We start from the raw sequence: 15,706 nt of genomic DNA on the forward strand, positions 1-15,706 counted from the left end.
GGCTATCCGTCGGCGGTGGGCCCGGTACGGGTCAGGTTGGCGCCGGTGGCCGGGTCGAAGACGTGGATCCGGTCGGTGTTGATCCACAGCTCCAGCGGGCTGCCCTCGCGGGCCAGGGTCTCGGGCCGCAGCCGGGCCACGATCCGGCGGCCCCGCAGACCGGTGTCGGCCCGCCCCGAGTCCGCGGCCAGCTCCGCCAGTCCGGCGGCGCCCGCGGACCCGGCCGCCTCCGGCCCGGCCGTCCCGGTCCCGGACTCCTCCGTGAAGTGGACGTAGACGTCGGACCCCACCGACTCCCGGACGTCCACGGTCGCGGTGCAGGTCGGCCCGGTGCGCCGGTCGTCGGCCAGGGCGGCGTCCTCGAAGTCCTCGGGGCGCAGGCCCACGATGAGCTCGCGGGGGGCGTTCTGCCGCTCCAGGACGCGCCGCAGCCGGTCGTCGACCGGGAGGTCGCCGAGCGAGGTGCGCAGCGCGCCCTGTTCGAGGGTGGCGCCGAGGAAGTTCATGCCGGGCGAGCCGATGAAGCCGGCCACGAAGAGGTTGACCGGTGCGTCGTACAGGTGCTGGGGCGTGCCGATCTGCTGGACCACGCCGCCGCGCATCACCACCACCCGGTCCCCGAGCGTCATCGCCTCGACCTGGTCGTGGGTGACGTAGACGGTGGTGGTGCCCAGCCGGCGCTGGAGGGCGGCGATCTGGGTGCGCATCTGGACGCGCAGTTTGGCGTCCAGGTTGGAGAGCGGCTCGTCCATCAGGAAGGCCTTGGGGTCGCGCACGATGGCCCGGCCCATGGCGACCCGCTGGCGCTGCCCGCCGGAGAGGTTGGCGGGCTTGCGGTCGAGGTGCTCGGTCAGGTCGAGGATCTGGGCCGCCTCCTCGACCTTGGCGGCGATGGTGGCCTTGTCGGCCTTGGCCAGCCGCAGGGCGAAGCCCATGTTGGCCCGGACCGTCATGTGCGGGTAGAGGGCGTAGCTCTGGAACACCATGGCGATGTCCCGGTCCTTGGGCGGGCGGTCGTTGACGACCCGGCCGCCGATCCGCAGGGTGCCCTCGGTGATGTCCTCCAGCCCGGCGATCATGTTGAGGGTGGTGGACTTGCCGCAGCCGGAGGGGCCGACCAGGATGACGAACTCGCCGTCGGCGATGGTGAGGTCGAACTCGCTGACGGCGAGGGCGCCGTCCGGGTAGCGCTTGGTGATGCCGTCGAGGACGATCTCGGCCACGGTCCGCCTTCCTGGCCCGCTCGGGTGGGCGGGCTCATCCCTTGACTGCGCCGGCGGTGAGGCCGGCGACGATGCGGCGCTGGAACAGCAGCACGAAGACCACGATCGGCACGGTGATCACCACGGCGGCCGCCGCGATCGAGCCGGTCGGCTGCTGGAACTGCGAACTGCCGGTGAAGAACGCGATCGCCGCCGGGACGGTGCGGGCGGCGGTGGTGGAGGTCAGCGAGATCGCGAACAGGAAGTCGTTCCAGCAGAAGATGAAGACCAGGATCCCGGTGGTGAAGACGCCGGGCGCCGCCAGCGGCGCGATCACCAGCCGGAACGCCTGCCAGGGGGTGGCGCCGTCCACCTTGGCCGCCTTCTCCAGGTCCCACGGGATCTCCCGGAAGAACGCGGAGAGGGTGTAGATGGCCAGCGGCAGCGAGAAGGTCATGTACGGGATGATCAGCCCGGCCCAGGTGTCGAAGATGCCGAGCGTCCGCTCGATCGTGAACAGCGGTGTGACCAGCGAGATCGGCGGGAACATCGCGATCAGCAGCGACATGCCGATCAGCAGCCGCTTCCCGGGGAAGCGCAGCCGGGCGACGGCGTACGCGGCCATCGTGCCGAGGACGACGGCGACGGTGGTCGCGATCACGGCGATGCCGATCGAGTTGACCAGCGCGCGGGTGAACTCCGAGGTCTGGAAGATGCCCCGGTAGTTGGCCCAGGTCCACCGGCGGGGGATGAAGTCGCCGTCGCCGAGCGTGCTCGGGTCCTTGAACGACAGGGCGACGATCCACCACACCGGGAAGAGCGCGTACAGCACCACGAGCAGGTCGACGACGGCCCAGCCGGTGAGGGTCCTGGTGCGCTGGGAGGTCATCGCCGCTCCGGTTCGCCGCCCGGCGCCGCGGCGCCGAAGATCTTGATGAAGACGAAGGCGATGACCGCCACGCAGAGGAAGATCAGCACCGAGATCGCCGACCCGATGCCGAGGTTGAGGGCGGTGAAGAGGTTGTCGTAGCCCAGGATCGAGACCGATCCGGTGTCGTTGGAGCCGCCGGTCAGCACGTAGATGTTGTCGAAGATCCGGAACGCGTCCAGGGTCCGGAACAGCAGCGCGACCAGGATGGCCGGCTTCATCAGCGGCAGGATCACCAGCCGCAGCCGCTGCCGGAACCCCGCCCCGTCGACCATCGCCGCCCGCACCGCCTCCCCGGGGACCAGGGCCAGCCCGGCCAGCAGCAGCAGCGCCATGAACGGCGTGGTCTTCCACACCTCGGCCAGGATGATCAGTCCGATGGCCTGCCACTGATCGGTCAGCGGCGCGCTGCCGGGCGGCAGCAGGGCGGCCAGGTAGCCGGTGCCCGGCGTCCAGGCGTACTGCCACGAGTACGCGGCGACGACGGTGACGATGCCGTACGGGACCAGGACCGCGGTGCGGACCGTCCCCCGGCCGACAACCGCCCGGTGCATCACCAGCGCCAGCGCCAGACCGAGGACCAGCTCGACGGCGACCGAGACCACCGTGATCAGCACCGTCACCCACAGCGCCTGCCACCAGAACGGGGAGGACAGCACCGCCCCGTAGTTGCCGAGCCCCACCCAGTGCGCCTGGCCGGGGAAGCGCAGGTCGTAGCGCTGGAACGAGAGGTACACCGCGTACCCGATCGGGTAGGCGGTGACGGCGAGCATCACGACCACCGCGGGCGCGCACAGCAGCAGGCCGAGCCGGCGCTCCTGCCGGGCGCCCTCGGACAGCGCGGCCCGGCCGCGTCCGGCGGCGGCCCGGCCGGCCCCGGCGGTCTTGGTGGTCGCGGTGGCCCCGGCGGGCTCTCCGGACGGGCTCACGGGATCAACCCCTTGGAACCGAGGGCGTCCTGGATCTGGCCGCGCAGGTCCGCGACGGTGCTCTCCGGCCGGATCGAGGCGGGCGGCGACAGCGTGTGCGAGATGGCGATCGACACGTTCTGGTAGGCCGGGGTCTGCGGCCGCACACTGGCGGTGTCGAGCGCGGCCAGCACGTCCGCCGCGAACGGGTAGCTCTCGGTCAGCTCCGCGGCCTGGTACAGGCTGCGCAGCGACGGCGGCAGGCCGCCCTCCAGTGCGTTGGCGAGCTGGTTCTCCCGGTCGCGCAGGCACAGCGTCGCCTCGAAGGCGAGGTCGGGCTGCCGGGTGTACGCGCCGACCGCCAGGTCGATGCCGCCGATGGTCACGGTGGCCGGCCGGTCGGCGGTGACCCCCGGGTAGGGGGCCCACTTGAAGTGCGGGAACAGCTCCGGCTGATTGGCCTTCATCGACGGGTAGACGAACGGGTAGTTGAGCTCGAAGGCGGCCGTGCCGGACTCCATGGCGAGCCGGTTCTGGTCCTCCATCTGGTTGGGCAGCGAGGGGTCGGCGGCCGCCGAGACGGCGGTGTCGTGCATGATCCCGGCCGCGACCACGGCCGGCGGGCCGAGCGAGGGCGCCTGGGCGTCCGGCGTGAGGATCGACCCGCCCGCGCTGGTCACCAGGGTGTTGAACCAGACCGTCAGGCCCTCGTACTGGGCGCCCTGGATCTCCACGTAGTGCGGCTTCCCCGCCTTGGCGAGGGCCTCGGCCTGGGCCAGCATCTCGGCCCAGCTCTTCGGCGGCACCGGCACCAGGTCGTCGCGGTACCAGAGCAGTTGGGTGTTGGAGTTGTACGGGACGGCGAACAGCCGGTCCTTCCAGGTCGCGGTCCGGACGGCGGCGTCCAGGGTGTCGGCGGTGGCCTGCTGCTCGCGCTCCCCGGTCCACTCGCGGATCCAGCCCGCCTCGGCGAACTCGGCCGGCCAGGTGACGTCCAGGCCCATGATGTCGACCCCGGCGTCGTGCGCGGCCAGCCGCCGTACCAGCTGCTGCCGCTGCCCGTCCGAGGTCCGCGGCAGCTTGTTGTACCGGATCACGTAGCGGCCCTGTGAAGCCTTGCTGCACCGCTCGGCGGCCTGCTGCAGCGCACCCGAATCGTCCGGGAAGTTGTACCAGTTGAGGGTCACCGCCCCGGCGCCGCCACCGCCGCCGCTCGCACAGCCGCCGAGGGCCGGGGCCAGCAGCGCGAGAACCGCCGCGACGACACGCCACCGCCAGCGGGGAGTGCGGCTGTCGGGCATCGGTCTCCAGCCGTCGTCGGCGGCACGCGGACCCGCTCACCGTAGGAGCGGCCCGGCCGTCGCGGGCGCGGGACGCTCCGCAGCCGGGCCCGACATCGACCGGACGGCCCAGTGCGGACGGTTCGCATGGTGTTGGTTCGCGCGGCGTTGGTTCGCGCGGTGGCGCGGTTCGGGCGGGGAACCGGTTCGGGCCGGTAGCCGACTGGGGCAGCGCCGCCCCCGGGCCGTTCGGTCGTCGTCAGACCCGGGAGCCGGCTGCCGAGGCCGGTACCCGGGACCCGGGACCCCTGAATCCCCGGACCCGGCCTCGACCGGTCGTGTGACCGCGATCGGACGGTTCAAACCCGTGGCCGCTCGCCGACACCGCCGACATTGCCGACCTCGCCGACATTGCCGACATTGCCGGACCGTCCGCGGCCCGGCTCAGGGCCGGGTGTCGGTGTGGCCGCACACCCACGCCAGCGCGTCGTGCGCACCCTCGATGTACTCCCGGCCCACCGACGGCCGGGTCGAGGCCTCCAACTGGACCAGGGAGGCGTCCACTTCGGCGGTGAGCTCCTCCAGCGTCGGCACCTCGCGGGCCTGGGTGCCGGTCAGCGGTCCCGACCGGGCCAGACCCAGCGCCCAGCGGTAGGCCGCCAGGGCTCCCCGGCGGCGAGCACCCCCGTCGGCCGCCCGCAGCCGCTCGTACTCCTGCGCCACCTCGGCGGCTCGCCGCACCCCGCTGCGGACCCCCTCAACCCTCGCCATGCCCTTCCTCCTCCTGCGCCGACTCCTGTGTCGGTTCCCGCGTCGGTTCCTCCGCCGACTGCTGCGCCGACTGCTGCGCCGGCTCGTGCGCCGGACCGTCCGCCGCGTCCGACCACGGCGGGGTGGGATCGATGAACACCTGACCGACGGTGGGGAAGCGCTCGCGGATGCGCCGCTCCGCCGTCTCGCAGGCCGCCTCGACGGCGGCCGAACCGTGCTCGTCGTGGAAGTCGACCCGGGCCGCGAGCAGGACCTCGCGCGGGCCGAGCACCATGGTGAAGAGCGTGATCACCCGGGCCGTTTCGGGCAGCGCCAGGAGCTCCGCGCGCAGCGCCTCCCGCATCGCGGGCGGCACCGACTGCCCGATCAGCAGCGACTTGTTGGCGCTGGTCAGCACCACCGCCACGACCGCCAGCAGCACGCCGATGAGCACCGACGCGGTGCCGTCCCAGACCGGGGAACCGGTCAGCTGCGAGCCGGCCAGCCCGCCCGCCGCGATGACCAGGCCGACCAGCGCGGCGGAGTCCTCCAGCGCCACGGCCTTGACCGTGGTGTCCGGGGTGACCCTGAGCAGCCGCAGCGAGGAGACCCGCCAGCGGGCCGCCTCCCGGCGGACCTGCCGCGCCGCCTGCCGCCAGGAGATCCCCTCGCAGACGGCGGCCAGCGCCAGCACCGCGTACGACAGCGGGTAGTGGCCCGGTTCGTGCCCGTCGGTGATCTCCTGCACGCCGTGCACGACGGAGACCAGCGAACCCGCCAGGAAGGTGGCCAGCGCGGCGAGGAAGGCCCAGAAGTACGCCTCGTGCCCGTAGCCGAACGGGTGATCCTCGTCCGCGGGCCGGTCCGAGCGGCGCAGCGCCGTCAGGAGCAGCAGCTCGGTGACGGTGTCGGCGAACGAGTGGGCGGCCTCGGAGAGCATCGCGGCGGAGCCGCCGAGCATCCCGGTGAAGAGCTTCGCGACGGCGATCACCAGGTTGGCGGCGGTGGCCACCAGGACGGTACGGGTGCTCTCGGAGTCCCCGGCGACGGCCCGACGGGACGCGATGTCGGGGACGTGCCCGAGCGGGACGTGCTCGGGCGGGACGTGCTCGGGCGGGCCCGCGGCGGGCTGCGGCGTCATGCGGCTCGCCTGCCCGGCGTCCCGGGCGCCAAACGGGCGTGTCCCCGCCCCGGCGCCCGGCGCCCCGTCGGCTCACCGGATCGGCGGGTACCCGCCGAGGTAGTAGCCGCCGATCAGGTTGTAGTAGTCGGGATCCTCGATGTGCTTGTCCGGGTGGAACTCCGGTGAGTCCTTGATCTGGTCCTTGGTGGCGTCGACCCAGACCTTCTGCTCCTCGGTGTCGATCCGGGCGATGGTGCCCGCCGGGAGCAGCACCTGCCGCCCGAAGATCCACACTCCGGTGTCGACGACCACGTACGAGGAGTCGACCTCGGCCGAGTGCCGGTCGATCCGCCCGATGTGGCCGTCGGACGCTTCGACCTTGTAGCCCACCAGGTCGAGCCCCTCGAGGTGGCCGGCCGTCTCCTGGTAGTTCCAGATCCGCGTGCTCATCGCTGCGTTCCCTTCCGTCGGTTGACGCGAGGCCGCCCGCCCCGGCTCCCGCCGCCGCGGCACCGGGCCCGGCGGCCTCACACCGCCTCGCCTGCCCCGCACCCGCGATCCCACACCGCCCCGGAACTTGACGGCCGCGCCTGGACGCGGCCCGCGAGGGTCCGGCCGGTGCGCGCACGAGCGCCTACGCGGCGCCGCCCCGCCCCGGCGGGCGGATCAGGAGGACGTCGACGGGGTCCTCGGCCGCCAGGGCGAAGCCGTGGCGTTCGTAGAGCCGGCGGGCGGCGCTGTCCCGGAGGACGTGCAGGGCCACCGTCGCGCCCTGCCGGTCGGTCCGCTCCAGCAGCTGGCGCAGGACGGCGGAACCGAGCCCCCGGCCCTGGTGCTGCGGGGCCAGGTAGAAGTGTTCCAGCCACTGCCGGCCGTCCTCGGCGGGCCGGAGGGTGACGCAGCCCGCGAGCTCCCCGCCGACCGTGATGACGGAGGTGTACCGGGGGGAGAAGGAGTCCCGGAACCGCTGCCGGACCCGGTGCTCGTCGTAGCGCCCGAGGCGTTCCAGGTCCGCGCGCATGACCTCGGCCCGGAGGTCGGCGATCACCTCGACGTCCGCGGGCGTGACGGCACGCAACCCCCGGTCCGTGACCCGCGCGGGCCGTCCGTGCCCTGCCACCCCGGGCTGCGCCCGGATCCCCACCACGTCGGCGTCCATGATCGGATTGTTCCCGTGCGCCTGTTCCGGCCGCTCACCGGGGTGCCGGCCCGGCGCGGCCGGTGGGACGCGCGGGCATCCCACCGGCCGGTCCGGTCAGGTCTGGTCAGGTCAGGGGAGCTTGACCCCCAGGAGGTCGACGGGGCGGATGTCCGGGGCGGAGCTGAGCATGGTCTGCGCCGCCTCCATCAGGGCCGCCGCGATCTTGCCCCCGAGGTGCCCGGCCCGCCCCTCCTCGTTCTCGAAGGTGTCGAAGACGCCGAAGGTGGTGGCGTTCTCCCGGAAGGCGAACCAAGCAGTGGTGTGCGCCTCCTCGTTGGCGAGCCGTACCGCTTCCCGCAGCATCGCCTCGACCTGGTCGGCGTACTCGGGCTTGGCTTCGATCCGTGCCAGCAGGCCGATGTTCATGGTGGTCGCTCCCATCTCGTCGGGTGCCCCGCTCCTGCGGGGCGTGATCGAACCTACGGGCGCGGCCGGTCCCGTCCCAGTGTCGTAAACGACGACTCTGCTACCGTTCCCGACATGGAACTCGCGGTGCTGGCCTACGACGGCGTGTTCGACTCCGGTCTCTCGTCGGTCCTCGACGTGCTGGAGGGGGCCAACGCCATGCGGGGCGAGCTGCCGCAGCCGCCGCCGGCCTGGCAGGTCACGACCGTCGGCTTCCGCCGCCGGGTCCGTACCGGGATGGGGCACACGGTGACGACCGTGCCGGTCGCCGAGGCCCGCCGCGCCGACCTGCTGCTCGTCCCGGCGCTCGCCGAACGGCGGCCCGACGCCCTCATCGACCACGTCTCGGGGCCCGCCTCGGCGTCCGTCCGTCGGCTGGTGGCCGAGACCCGGGAACGCGGCACGCCGGTCGCCTCGGCCTGTACGGGCACCTTCCTGCTGGCGGAGTCCGGGGTGCTGGACGGGCGGCGGGCCACCACGAGCTGGTGGCTGGCGCCGGTCTTCCGCGGGCGCTACCCGACCGTCACGGTGGACCAGACCCGGATGGTCACCACCTCGGACGGCGTGACCACGGCGGGAGCGGCCTTCGGGCACGTGGACCTCGCGCTGGCGATCGTCCGGATGAGCAGCCCCGCGCTGGCCGACCTGGTCGCCCGCTACCTGGTGATCGACGAACGCCCCTCCCAGTCGGCCTACACCATCACGAGCGCGCTCGCCCAGCACGACCCACTCGTCGCCGCCTTCGAACACTGGGCCCGCCGACACCTGGACCGGCCGCTCGCACTCGGCGACGCCGCCCGTTCGCTCGGCGTCAGCGAACGCACCCTCCAACGCGCCGTCCGCCGCACCCTCGGCACCTCCCCGGTGCGGTTCGTCCAGGACCTCCGGGTGGAACACGCCTCCCACCTGCTGCGCACCACCGACCTGTCCCTCGACGCCATCGCCGGCCGGGTCGGCTACGAGCACGCCAACACCCTGCGGATTCTCCTCCGCGACCGCACGGGCAACACGGTGGGCACCCTGCGCGGCCGCTGAACCCCGGCCGGTCGCTCGGGATCCGGCTCAGCCCGCTGGGCGGGGGACCGGGGGGTCCGGGTCCGGGCCGGGGGGCGGGGGATAGGGCGGGCCCGGGTCGGGGCGGGGTCGCCCGGGCGGGTCGGGCCCGGGGGCCGTACGGGCTCGGGTGGGACCGGGGCCGGGTCGGGTGGCGGCGGGCCGACGTCGGGCCCGGGCGGTACGGGGATGGAGGGCATGGTCCGGTTCCTCCTCGGTTCTCGTCGCCGTCCGCGCCGCGGGCGTCAGGCGTCCCGGTGGCCGAGTGCGTCGGCGAGCTGCTTCTTGTCCATCGTCGAGCGGCCCTTGAGATTGCGCTGCCGCGCCTCGTTGTAGAGCTGCTGGTACGTTCGCCCGCCGGGGCCCCGGTGCGAGCGCAGGCCGCCGCGCCGGCCGGAGGAGATGTCCTGCAGCGAGCTGCGGCCGGCCGTCCTGGATTCGCCGTGGCGGGCGCGTTCCTTGTTGACCGTCCGGGCGGCGATCTCCTCCGCGGTGTCCTCGTCGCGGCCGCGCTCCAGCAGGCCTTCCTTGATGTGCTCGTACTGGCGTTCCCATTTGGGGCTCGCTCCACGGGGCATGGCGGCTGCTCCTCTCCGGCCGTGGTTCGCTCGGGGTTGCGGGTGCTCGTCTACCCGGGTGCCGTTCCGGCATGCGTCCATTCCGGGGCGGCTCGGATCTTTTGCGGACAAGTAGGGTGGATCGGGCGTGATCGGCGTACGACCGGGTAGACCGGTCAGATGGAGGTGCGGTCTCTTCTGCCCGCCTCCCGCCGTCGGCCCGCGCGGCTCAGCCCGGGCCGGGCGGTACCACGAACTCCCCTTCCCGGGCGTTCCCGGCCCGTGCCGGGGCACGCCGGAGGGCCGGAGCCCCGAAACCCGCAGGGAGCTGAACGTCGTGCTCACCGCCAGCATCACCCTGACCGCAGACCGTACGGACGCCCCCGCCGGACCGTCGCCGCGCGAGAGCGCATCCGAACCGGCCCAGGCCCAGGGCCCGGCCCTGACGGCCGAAGCCGTCGCCGCGGCGCGCCCGACCCCCGAGCAGCTGCGTTCGATGGGCAAGACCGAGGCGCGCGCGCTCAGTGACGCGCTGTTCCGGCGGCTGGCGGGTCTGGAGCGGGAGAGCCGGGAGTACAGCTACGTCCGCGGCACCATCATCGAGCTGAACATGCCGCTGGTCCGCTTCGTGGCCGCCCGCTTCCGCCACCGCAGCGAGGAGCTGGACGACATCCTCCAGGTGGGCACCGTCGGCCTGATCAAGGCCGTGGACGGCTTCGACCCCGACCGCGGCGTGGAGTTCCTGACGTACGCCGTCCCCACCATCACCGGCGAGGTGAAGCGGTTCTTCCGGGACACCTCCTGGCCGGTCCGGGTGCCGCGCAGCATGCAGGAGATGTACCTGCTGACCGCGCGCGGCTCCGACCGCCTGGAACAGCGGCTCGGCCGGCCGCCCACCCAGGCCGAACTGGCCGCCGAACTGGACCTCGCCCCCGAGCAGATCGCCGCCGGCCTGACGGCCGCCCGCCTCTGCCGCACCCACTCACTGGACGCCCCGGGCACCGACGAGGCCGACGACGGCGGTGGCGCCCTGCTGGAGCGCCTCGGCCACCGCGACCCGGACCTGGACCTGGTGGAGTTCCGGGTGGCCGTCCGGCCGCTGCTGCACGAGCTGGCGCCGCGCGAGCGCGCGGTGCTGCTGGCCCGCTTCTGGGGCGACCACACCCAGTCCGAGATCGCCGCCGAGATCGGCGTGTCGCAGATGCAGGTCTCCCGCCTGCTGGCCGGGATCCTCGGCCGGCTGCGCGAACGGCTGGAGGACGCCGACGCGGACGGGACGACCGGCGGAGCGGCACCCTGACCGCAGGCACCCCGGCGACCTCGGACACCCCGGCCGGCCGCTGCTGACCGTGTTGCCCGTGCTGCCCGTCAGTGGTGCAGCCCCTGGTACACCCGGTCCAGCCGGCCCGCCACGACCGGCCAGGAGTGTTCCGACCTGGCCCGGTCGAGGCCCGCGACGCCGAGCGAGCGGCGCAGTGCGGGGTCCTCCAGCAGCCGCCGGACCGCCTTGGCCAGCAGGTCGGGGCGGTCCGGCGGGACCAGCAGCCCGGTCACGTCGTCCACCACCAGACTGCGCAGCGCCCCCACCGCGCCGGCCACCACCGGGACGGCGCAGGCCATCGCCTCCAGGGCGACCGTTCCGGACGGGTCGGTCTGCGGTGCGGTGACCAGGATGTCGCTGGAGCGCAGCAGCGCCGGTACGGCCTCGTGCGGGACCTCGGGCACCTGCCGGATCTCGCCGTCCGCGCCCGACCCCGTAACCGCACCCGGCCCCGACCCCGTGCCCGAACCCGGGCCCGCGCCGGGGTCGCCCGCCCGGCCGCCGACCACCACCAGCTGGGCCTCGGGCACCTCGGCCGCCGCCCGGACGGCCGCGCCGACGCTGGCGGCCGACCGGCCGCCGTCCAGGCACAGCAGCTGGGCCACCTCGTGCGGCGGGTGACGGCCCGCGGGGGCGAAGCGCTCGGTGTCCACGCCTTGCGGCAGCAGCATCACCCGGCCGTGCCGTGCGCCCAGCCGCCGCAGTACCCGGGCCTCCTCCGGTGACCGGGCGACGACCGCGTCCGCGCTGCGCGCCACGGCGCTCTGCAGCCGGTGCGCGCTCCCGGCCATGGAGGCGGGCAGGGAGCCCTCGTCGGGGAGGACGGCGATCCGCTCGTGCACGGTGAAGAGGTTCTTGACGCTGCGCGCGGCGACCAGCACGGCCAGCCCGGCGTCCAGCCCGATCGCGTGCGCGACCTCGGGCGGGTCGGCGCGCCAGCCCTGCTCCAGCTGGTCGGCCATGGCGGGGACCAGCGCGAGCAGGGCCTCGGTGCCGGCGCCGTCCGTCGACGGTGAGTCGAGCGGCCGGATCACGACCTCGGGGGGCAGCTCGTACCCGGCCGGCAGCGCCGCCTCCCACCGGCCGGTCAGGGTCACCCGGTGGCCGATCGCCGCCAGTGCCCCGGCCAGGGCGAGCAGCCGCTCGGGCACCGCGTCGTCGGTGGGCCGGCGTCCTCCGGAGACGATGGCGATGTGCATCACAGACTCCGATCGACAGTCCGATCAACAGACCGTATGCCCGACTCCTGACCGGTCGGCCGCACCCTGAAACCCCCCGGGCCGCAGTGACCGGGCGAATCGCGGCGGCCGCGGATCTATGGTGGAGGGGCGAAACCCCGGCGAGGCGAGGGAGCGGAGCCGATGGACTCCGACACCGGCAGGACGACCGGACGGCTGACCGTGTCCGCACACCCCTGGGAATCCGGCGTGGTGGTCCGCCCGGAGGGCGAGCTGGACCACGAGACCGCGGAGCCCCTGGAACGCGCGCTGCACGCGGCGCACGCGGCCGGGCCCGGCGGGCGGACCGTGGTCGACTGCGAAGGACTGCTGTTCTGCGACTCCACCGGCCTCAACCTCCTGCTGCACGCCCGCTCGGCGGCCCGCGAGGGCGGCGGCGACCTGGTGCTGGCCCGGCCCGCGCCGATGGTCGCCCGGATGCTGAAGGTCACCGGCACCGGGGAGGTCTTCGAGGTGTACGGCACGCTGGACGAGGCCCTCGCCGGCCGGGAGGGCCGCTGATGGACACCGCCCGCCCCGCCGCCGCGTACCCCCCGGTCGGCCAGGTCCGTCGACTGCTGCTGGGCGAGTCGCGCGGATCGGTCGGCCGTTCCCGGGCGTTCGCGCTCACCGCGCTGGAGGACTGGGGCTGGCTGCCGGCCGCCGACCGGGAGGGGCAGGAGCTGGCCGGGGACGTGCTGCTGCTGGTCACCGAACTGGTCACCAACGCCTGCCTGCACGCCGGCGGGCCGAACGAACTCGCCCTGGTGTCCGCCGGGCCCGCGATCCGGGTGGAGGTCTCCGACGGCAGCCGCAAGCTGCCGCGCCTGGCCACCGGCCAGCACCCCGGCATCCCCAGCGGCCACGGGCTGCGGGTGGTCGACCGGCTCGCCGCCGACTGGGGGTACGCGCTGCACGAGCACGGCAAGACGGTGTGGCTGGAGGTGGCCCGCCGGCCCGGGGCGTGAACCTCCGGACCGGCGGGCGCACCACGTCCGGGCGCCCGCAGTCAGGCGCCGACGTACGCCGCCAGGTGCTCGCCGGTGAGGGTGGAGCGGGCGGCCACCAGGTCGGCGGGCGTGCCCTCGAAGACGATCCGGCCGCCGTCGTGGCCGGCGCCCGGACCGAGGTCGATGATCCAGTCGGCGTGCGCCATCACCGCCTGGTGGTGCTCGATCACGACGACCGACTTCCCGGCGTCGACCAGCCGGTCGAGCAGGCCCAGCAGCTGCTCCACATCGGCCAGGTGCAGCCCCGTGGTCGGCTCGTCCAGCACGTAGACACCACCCTTCTCGCCCATGTGGGTGGCCAGCTTCAGCCGCTGCCGCTCGCCGCCGGACAGCGTGGTGAGCGGCTGCCCGAGCCCGAGGTAGCCGAGCCCGACATCGGCGAGCCGCACCAGGATGCGGTGCGCCGCCGGGGTGTGGGCCTCGCCCGCGCCGAAGAACTCCTCCGCCTCGGTCACCGACATCGCCAGCACCTCGCTGATGTCCCGCCCGCCGAGCCGGTACTCCAGCACCGACGCCTGGAAGCGCCGGCCCTCGCACTCCTCGCAGACGGTGGCGACGCCCGCCATCATCGCGAGGTCGGTGTAGACCACGCCGATGCCGTTGCAGGTGGGGCAGGCCCCCTCGGAGTTGGCGCTGAACAGCGCCGGCTTCACCCCGTTGGCCTTCGCGAACGCCTTGCGGATCGGGTCCAGCAGACCCGTGTACGTCGCCGGGTTGCTCCGCCGCGAGCCGCCGATCGCGCCCTGGTCGACCGAGACCACCCCGGCCTCCGCCGCCCCCGCGCCCTTCACCAGCGACCCCTGCACCAGCGAACTCTTCCCGGAACCCGCCACCCCGGTGATCACGGTGAGCACCCCGAGCGGGATGTCCACGTCGACGTCGCGCAGGTTGTTCGCGCTCGCGCCGCGGACCTCCAGCGCGCCGGTCGGCGTCCGCACCGAATCCTTCAGGGCCGCCCGGTCGTCGAGGTGGCGGCCGGTGACGGTACCCGCCGCCCGCAGCCCCTCGACGGTGCCCTCGAAGCAGACCGCGCCGCCCGCCGAACCGGCACCGGGGCCGAGGTCGACCACGTGGTCGGCAATGGCGATCAGCTCCGGCTTGTGCTCCACCACGAGCACCGTGTTGCCCTTGTCCCGCAGGCGCAGCAGCAGGCCGTTCATCCGCTGGATGTCGTGCGGGTGCAGGCCGATGGTCGGCTCGTCGAAGACGTACGTGACGTCCGTCAGCGAGGATCCGAGGTGGCGGATCATCTTGACGCGCTGCGCCTCGCCGCCCGACAGCGTCCCGGCCGGCCGGTCCAGCGAGAGATAGCCCAGACCGATCTCCACGAACGAGTCCAGGCTCTGCCCGAGCGCGGTGAGCAGCGGCGCCACCGACGGCTCGGCCAGGCCGCGGACCCACTCCGCGAGGTCCCTGATCTCCATCGCACAGGCGTCGGCGATGCTGATCCGCCCGATCCTGGACGAGCGGGCGCCCTCGCTGAGCCGGGTGCCGTCGCACTCGGGGCAGGTGGTGAAGGTGACCGCCCGCTCCACGAACGCCCGCACGTGCGGCTGCAGCGCCTCCTTGTCCTTGGACAGGAAGGACTTCTGGATCTTCGGGATCAGCCCCTCGTAGGTGAGGTTGACGCCCTCCACCTTCACCTTGGTCGGCTCCCGGTAGAGGAAGTCGTGCATCTCCTTCTTGGTGTACTTGCGGATCGGCTTGTCCGGGTCGAGCAGGCCCGACTCGGCGTAGACCCGCACGGTCCAGAAGCTGTCCGACTTCCAGCCGGGGATGGTGAACGCGCCCTCGGCGAGCGACTTGGAGTCGTCGTACAGCTGGGTCAGGTCGATGTCGGTGACCGTGCCCCGGCCCTCGCAGCGCGGGCACATGCCGCCGGTGCGGCTGAAGGTCGCCTTCACGGCCTTGCGGGCGCCGCGCTCCACGGTGATCGCACCGCTCGCCCGGACCGAGGGGACGTTGAAGGCGTACGCCGAGGGCGGGCCGATCTGCGGGGTGCCGAGCCGGCTGAACAGGATCCGCAGCATCGCGTTGGCGTCGGTGGCGGTGCCGACCGTGGAGCGCGGATCGGCGCCGAGCCGCTGCTGGTCGACGCTGATCGCGGTGGTCAGCCCGTCCAGCACGTCCACCTCGGGCCGGGCCATGGCCGGCATGAAGCCCTGGACGAACGCGCTGTAGGTCTCGTTGATCAGCCGCTGCGACTCCGCCGCGATCGTGCCGAACACCAGCGAGGACTTGCCCGAACCGGACACGCCGGTGAACACCGTCAGCCGGCGCTTCGGGATCTCGATGCTGACGTCCTTCAGGTTGTTCACACGCGCGCCGTGCACCCGGATCAGATCGTGGCTGTCCGCGCTGTGCGGCGCGGGCGACCGCGTGCCCGTCCCCGTGGCCTTGCTCATCGTCTCTCCATCCGTCGGGCGGGGGCCGCCTCCGCGGCCCCCGCCGGCGTCGCCTCGTCCGATCTAATACTGCAACGGTGCTTACCGTGACGGTTGTCGGGTCCGCTCGTTGCACCGTTCATGGGTGGGGACATATCCGAGATCGATGCTCGTCGCTGGTCGGACGGGCTGGCCGGGCTGCATGAGCGGTTTGCCCGCCGGTTCGCGCGGAGTGAGTCGCGGGAGTCGGCGCTGGCCTACATGCGGGGCCTGTTGGCGCCGCTGGAGCGAAAGAACGGCTGGACGGTGGCCGAGGAGGCCGGCCATGGCGGCCCCGACCGGATCCAACGGCTGCTGAACCGGATCG

At 73.5% G+C, this 15,706-nt stretch carries 16 protein-coding genes and 1 pseudogene; 5 read left to right on the plus strand and 12 right to left on the minus strand.

Annotated features, from left to right (window positions below; genetic code table 11):
• Window positions 1–2 precede the first annotated feature (2 nt).
• The 9 genes from AC2TEW_RS35150 to AC2TEW_RS35190 all read right to left on the minus strand — a co-directional run bounded on the left by AC2TEW_RS35150 (window position 3) and on the right by AC2TEW_RS35190 (window position 7,758).
• Window positions 3–1,223 carry an ABC transporter ATP-binding protein gene (locus AC2TEW_RS35150; protein ID WP_484627318.1) on the minus strand — a complete coding sequence of 407 codons (1,221 nt, stop codon included), beginning with the start codon at window positions 1,221–1,223 and terminating at the stop codon, window positions 3–5.
• A 34-nt stretch (window positions 1,224–1,257) separates the two neighbouring features.
• Entirely contained in the window at window positions 1,258–2,091 is an 834-nt protein-coding gene (locus AC2TEW_RS35155) for a carbohydrate ABC transporter permease (RefSeq protein WP_484627319.1), read from the minus strand.
• On the minus strand, window positions 2,088–2,969 hold the full coding sequence (locus tag AC2TEW_RS35160) for a carbohydrate ABC transporter permease (protein ID WP_484627332.1): 882 nt from the start codon (window positions 2,967–2,969) through the stop codon (window positions 2,088–2,090). Before AC2TEW_RS35160 ends, AC2TEW_RS35155 begins: the two co-directional genes overlap by 4 nt.
• Before the next feature lie 86 nt (window positions 2,970–3,055).
• Window positions 3,056–4,339 carry an ABC transporter substrate-binding protein gene (locus tag AC2TEW_RS35165; protein WP_484627320.1) on the minus strand — a complete coding sequence of 428 codons (1,284 nt, stop codon included), beginning with the start codon at window positions 4,337–4,339 and terminating at the stop codon, window positions 3,056–3,058.
• A 423-nt stretch (window positions 4,340–4,762) separates the two neighbouring features.
• Window positions 4,763–5,089: a hypothetical protein gene (locus tag AC2TEW_RS35170; RefSeq protein ID WP_484627321.1), complete on the minus strand. Its 327-nt coding sequence runs from the start codon at window positions 5,087–5,089 to the stop codon at window positions 4,763–4,765.
• A complete protein-coding gene (locus AC2TEW_RS35175; RefSeq protein WP_484627322.1) occupies window positions 5,076–6,209 on the minus strand; it encodes a cation diffusion facilitator family transporter in 1,134 nt (377 codons plus the stop codon). Before AC2TEW_RS35175 ends, AC2TEW_RS35170 begins: the two co-directional genes overlap by 14 nt.
• 72 nt (window positions 6,210–6,281) lie before the next feature.
• On the minus strand, window positions 6,282–6,641 hold the full coding sequence (locus AC2TEW_RS35180; protein WP_484627323.1) for a PRC-barrel domain containing protein: 360 nt from the start codon (window positions 6,639–6,641) through the stop codon (window positions 6,282–6,284).
• Between the two features lie 184 nt (window positions 6,642–6,825).
• Window positions 6,826–7,350: a GNAT family N-acetyltransferase gene (locus AC2TEW_RS35185; RefSeq protein WP_484627324.1), complete on the minus strand. Its 525-nt coding sequence runs from the start codon at window positions 7,348–7,350 to the stop codon at window positions 6,826–6,828.
• A 111-nt stretch (window positions 7,351–7,461) separates the two neighbouring features.
• Complete coding sequence (locus AC2TEW_RS35190; protein ID WP_484627325.1) at window positions 7,462–7,758, minus strand: putative quinol monooxygenase; 297 nt, start codon at window positions 7,756–7,758, stop codon at window positions 7,462–7,464.
• A gap of 114 nt (window positions 7,759–7,872) precedes the next feature.
• Here AC2TEW_RS35190 and AC2TEW_RS35195 point away from each other — a divergent pair, with 114 nt between their 5' ends.
• On the plus strand, window positions 7,873–8,832 hold the full coding sequence (locus tag AC2TEW_RS35195) for a GlxA family transcriptional regulator (RefSeq protein ID WP_484627326.1): 960 nt from the start codon (window positions 7,873–7,875) through the stop codon (window positions 8,830–8,832).
• Window positions 8,833–9,095: 263 nt separating this feature from the next.
• Here the strand turns inward: AC2TEW_RS35195 and AC2TEW_RS35200 are convergent, their stop codons facing one another.
• Window positions 9,096–9,428 (minus strand): plasmid stabilization protein, encoded by a 333-nt coding sequence (locus AC2TEW_RS35200; RefSeq protein WP_484627327.1) that lies wholly within the window; start codon window positions 9,426–9,428, stop codon window positions 9,096–9,098.
• 307 nt (window positions 9,429–9,735) lie between these two features.
• Between AC2TEW_RS35200 and AC2TEW_RS35205 the strand changes: the two genes are divergently transcribed.
• Window positions 9,736–10,707, plus strand: coding sequence for a SigB/SigF/SigG family RNA polymerase sigma factor (locus AC2TEW_RS35205; RefSeq protein ID WP_484627333.1), 972 nt, complete (start codon window positions 9,736–9,738; stop codon window positions 10,705–10,707).
• Window positions 10,708–10,775: 68 nt separating this feature from the next.
• Here the strand turns inward: AC2TEW_RS35205 and AC2TEW_RS35210 are convergent, their stop codons facing one another.
• Entirely contained in the window at window positions 10,776–11,927 is a 1,152-nt protein-coding gene (locus AC2TEW_RS35210; protein WP_484627328.1) for a glycosyltransferase, read from the minus strand.
• 162 nt (window positions 11,928–12,089) lie between these two features.
• Between AC2TEW_RS35210 and AC2TEW_RS35215 the strand changes: the two genes are divergently transcribed.
• Together AC2TEW_RS35215 and AC2TEW_RS35220 are read left to right on the plus strand one after the other, a co-directional pair.
• The gene (locus AC2TEW_RS35215; RefSeq protein WP_484627329.1) at window positions 12,090–12,467 is read left to right on the plus strand and encodes an STAS domain-containing protein; all 378 of its coding nucleotides are present in this window, start codon (window positions 12,090–12,092) and stop codon (window positions 12,465–12,467) included.
• On the plus strand, window positions 12,467–12,913 hold the full coding sequence (locus tag AC2TEW_RS35220) for an ATP-binding protein (RefSeq protein ID WP_484627330.1): 447 nt from the start codon (window positions 12,467–12,469) through the stop codon (window positions 12,911–12,913). The genes AC2TEW_RS35215 and AC2TEW_RS35220 overlap by 1 nt, the downstream gene beginning before the upstream one ends.
• A gap of 41 nt (window positions 12,914–12,954) precedes the next feature.
• On the opposite strand, the gene AC2TEW_RS35225 is transcribed toward AC2TEW_RS35220, so the two are convergent.
• Window positions 12,955–15,360 carry an ATP-binding cassette domain-containing protein gene (locus AC2TEW_RS35225; protein ID WP_484627331.1) on the minus strand — a complete coding sequence of 802 codons (2,406 nt, stop codon included), beginning with the start codon at window positions 15,358–15,360 and terminating at the stop codon, window positions 12,955–12,957.
• A 120-nt stretch (window positions 15,361–15,480) separates the two neighbouring features.
• Between AC2TEW_RS35225 and AC2TEW_RS35230 the strand changes: the two are divergent.
• Window positions 15,481–15,706, plus strand: a pseudogene (locus tag AC2TEW_RS35230) (IS701 family transposase); the annotation flags it as partial.

The sequence above is a fragment of the Kitasatospora sp. NEAU-CNBT7 genome, assembly GCF_057220535.1.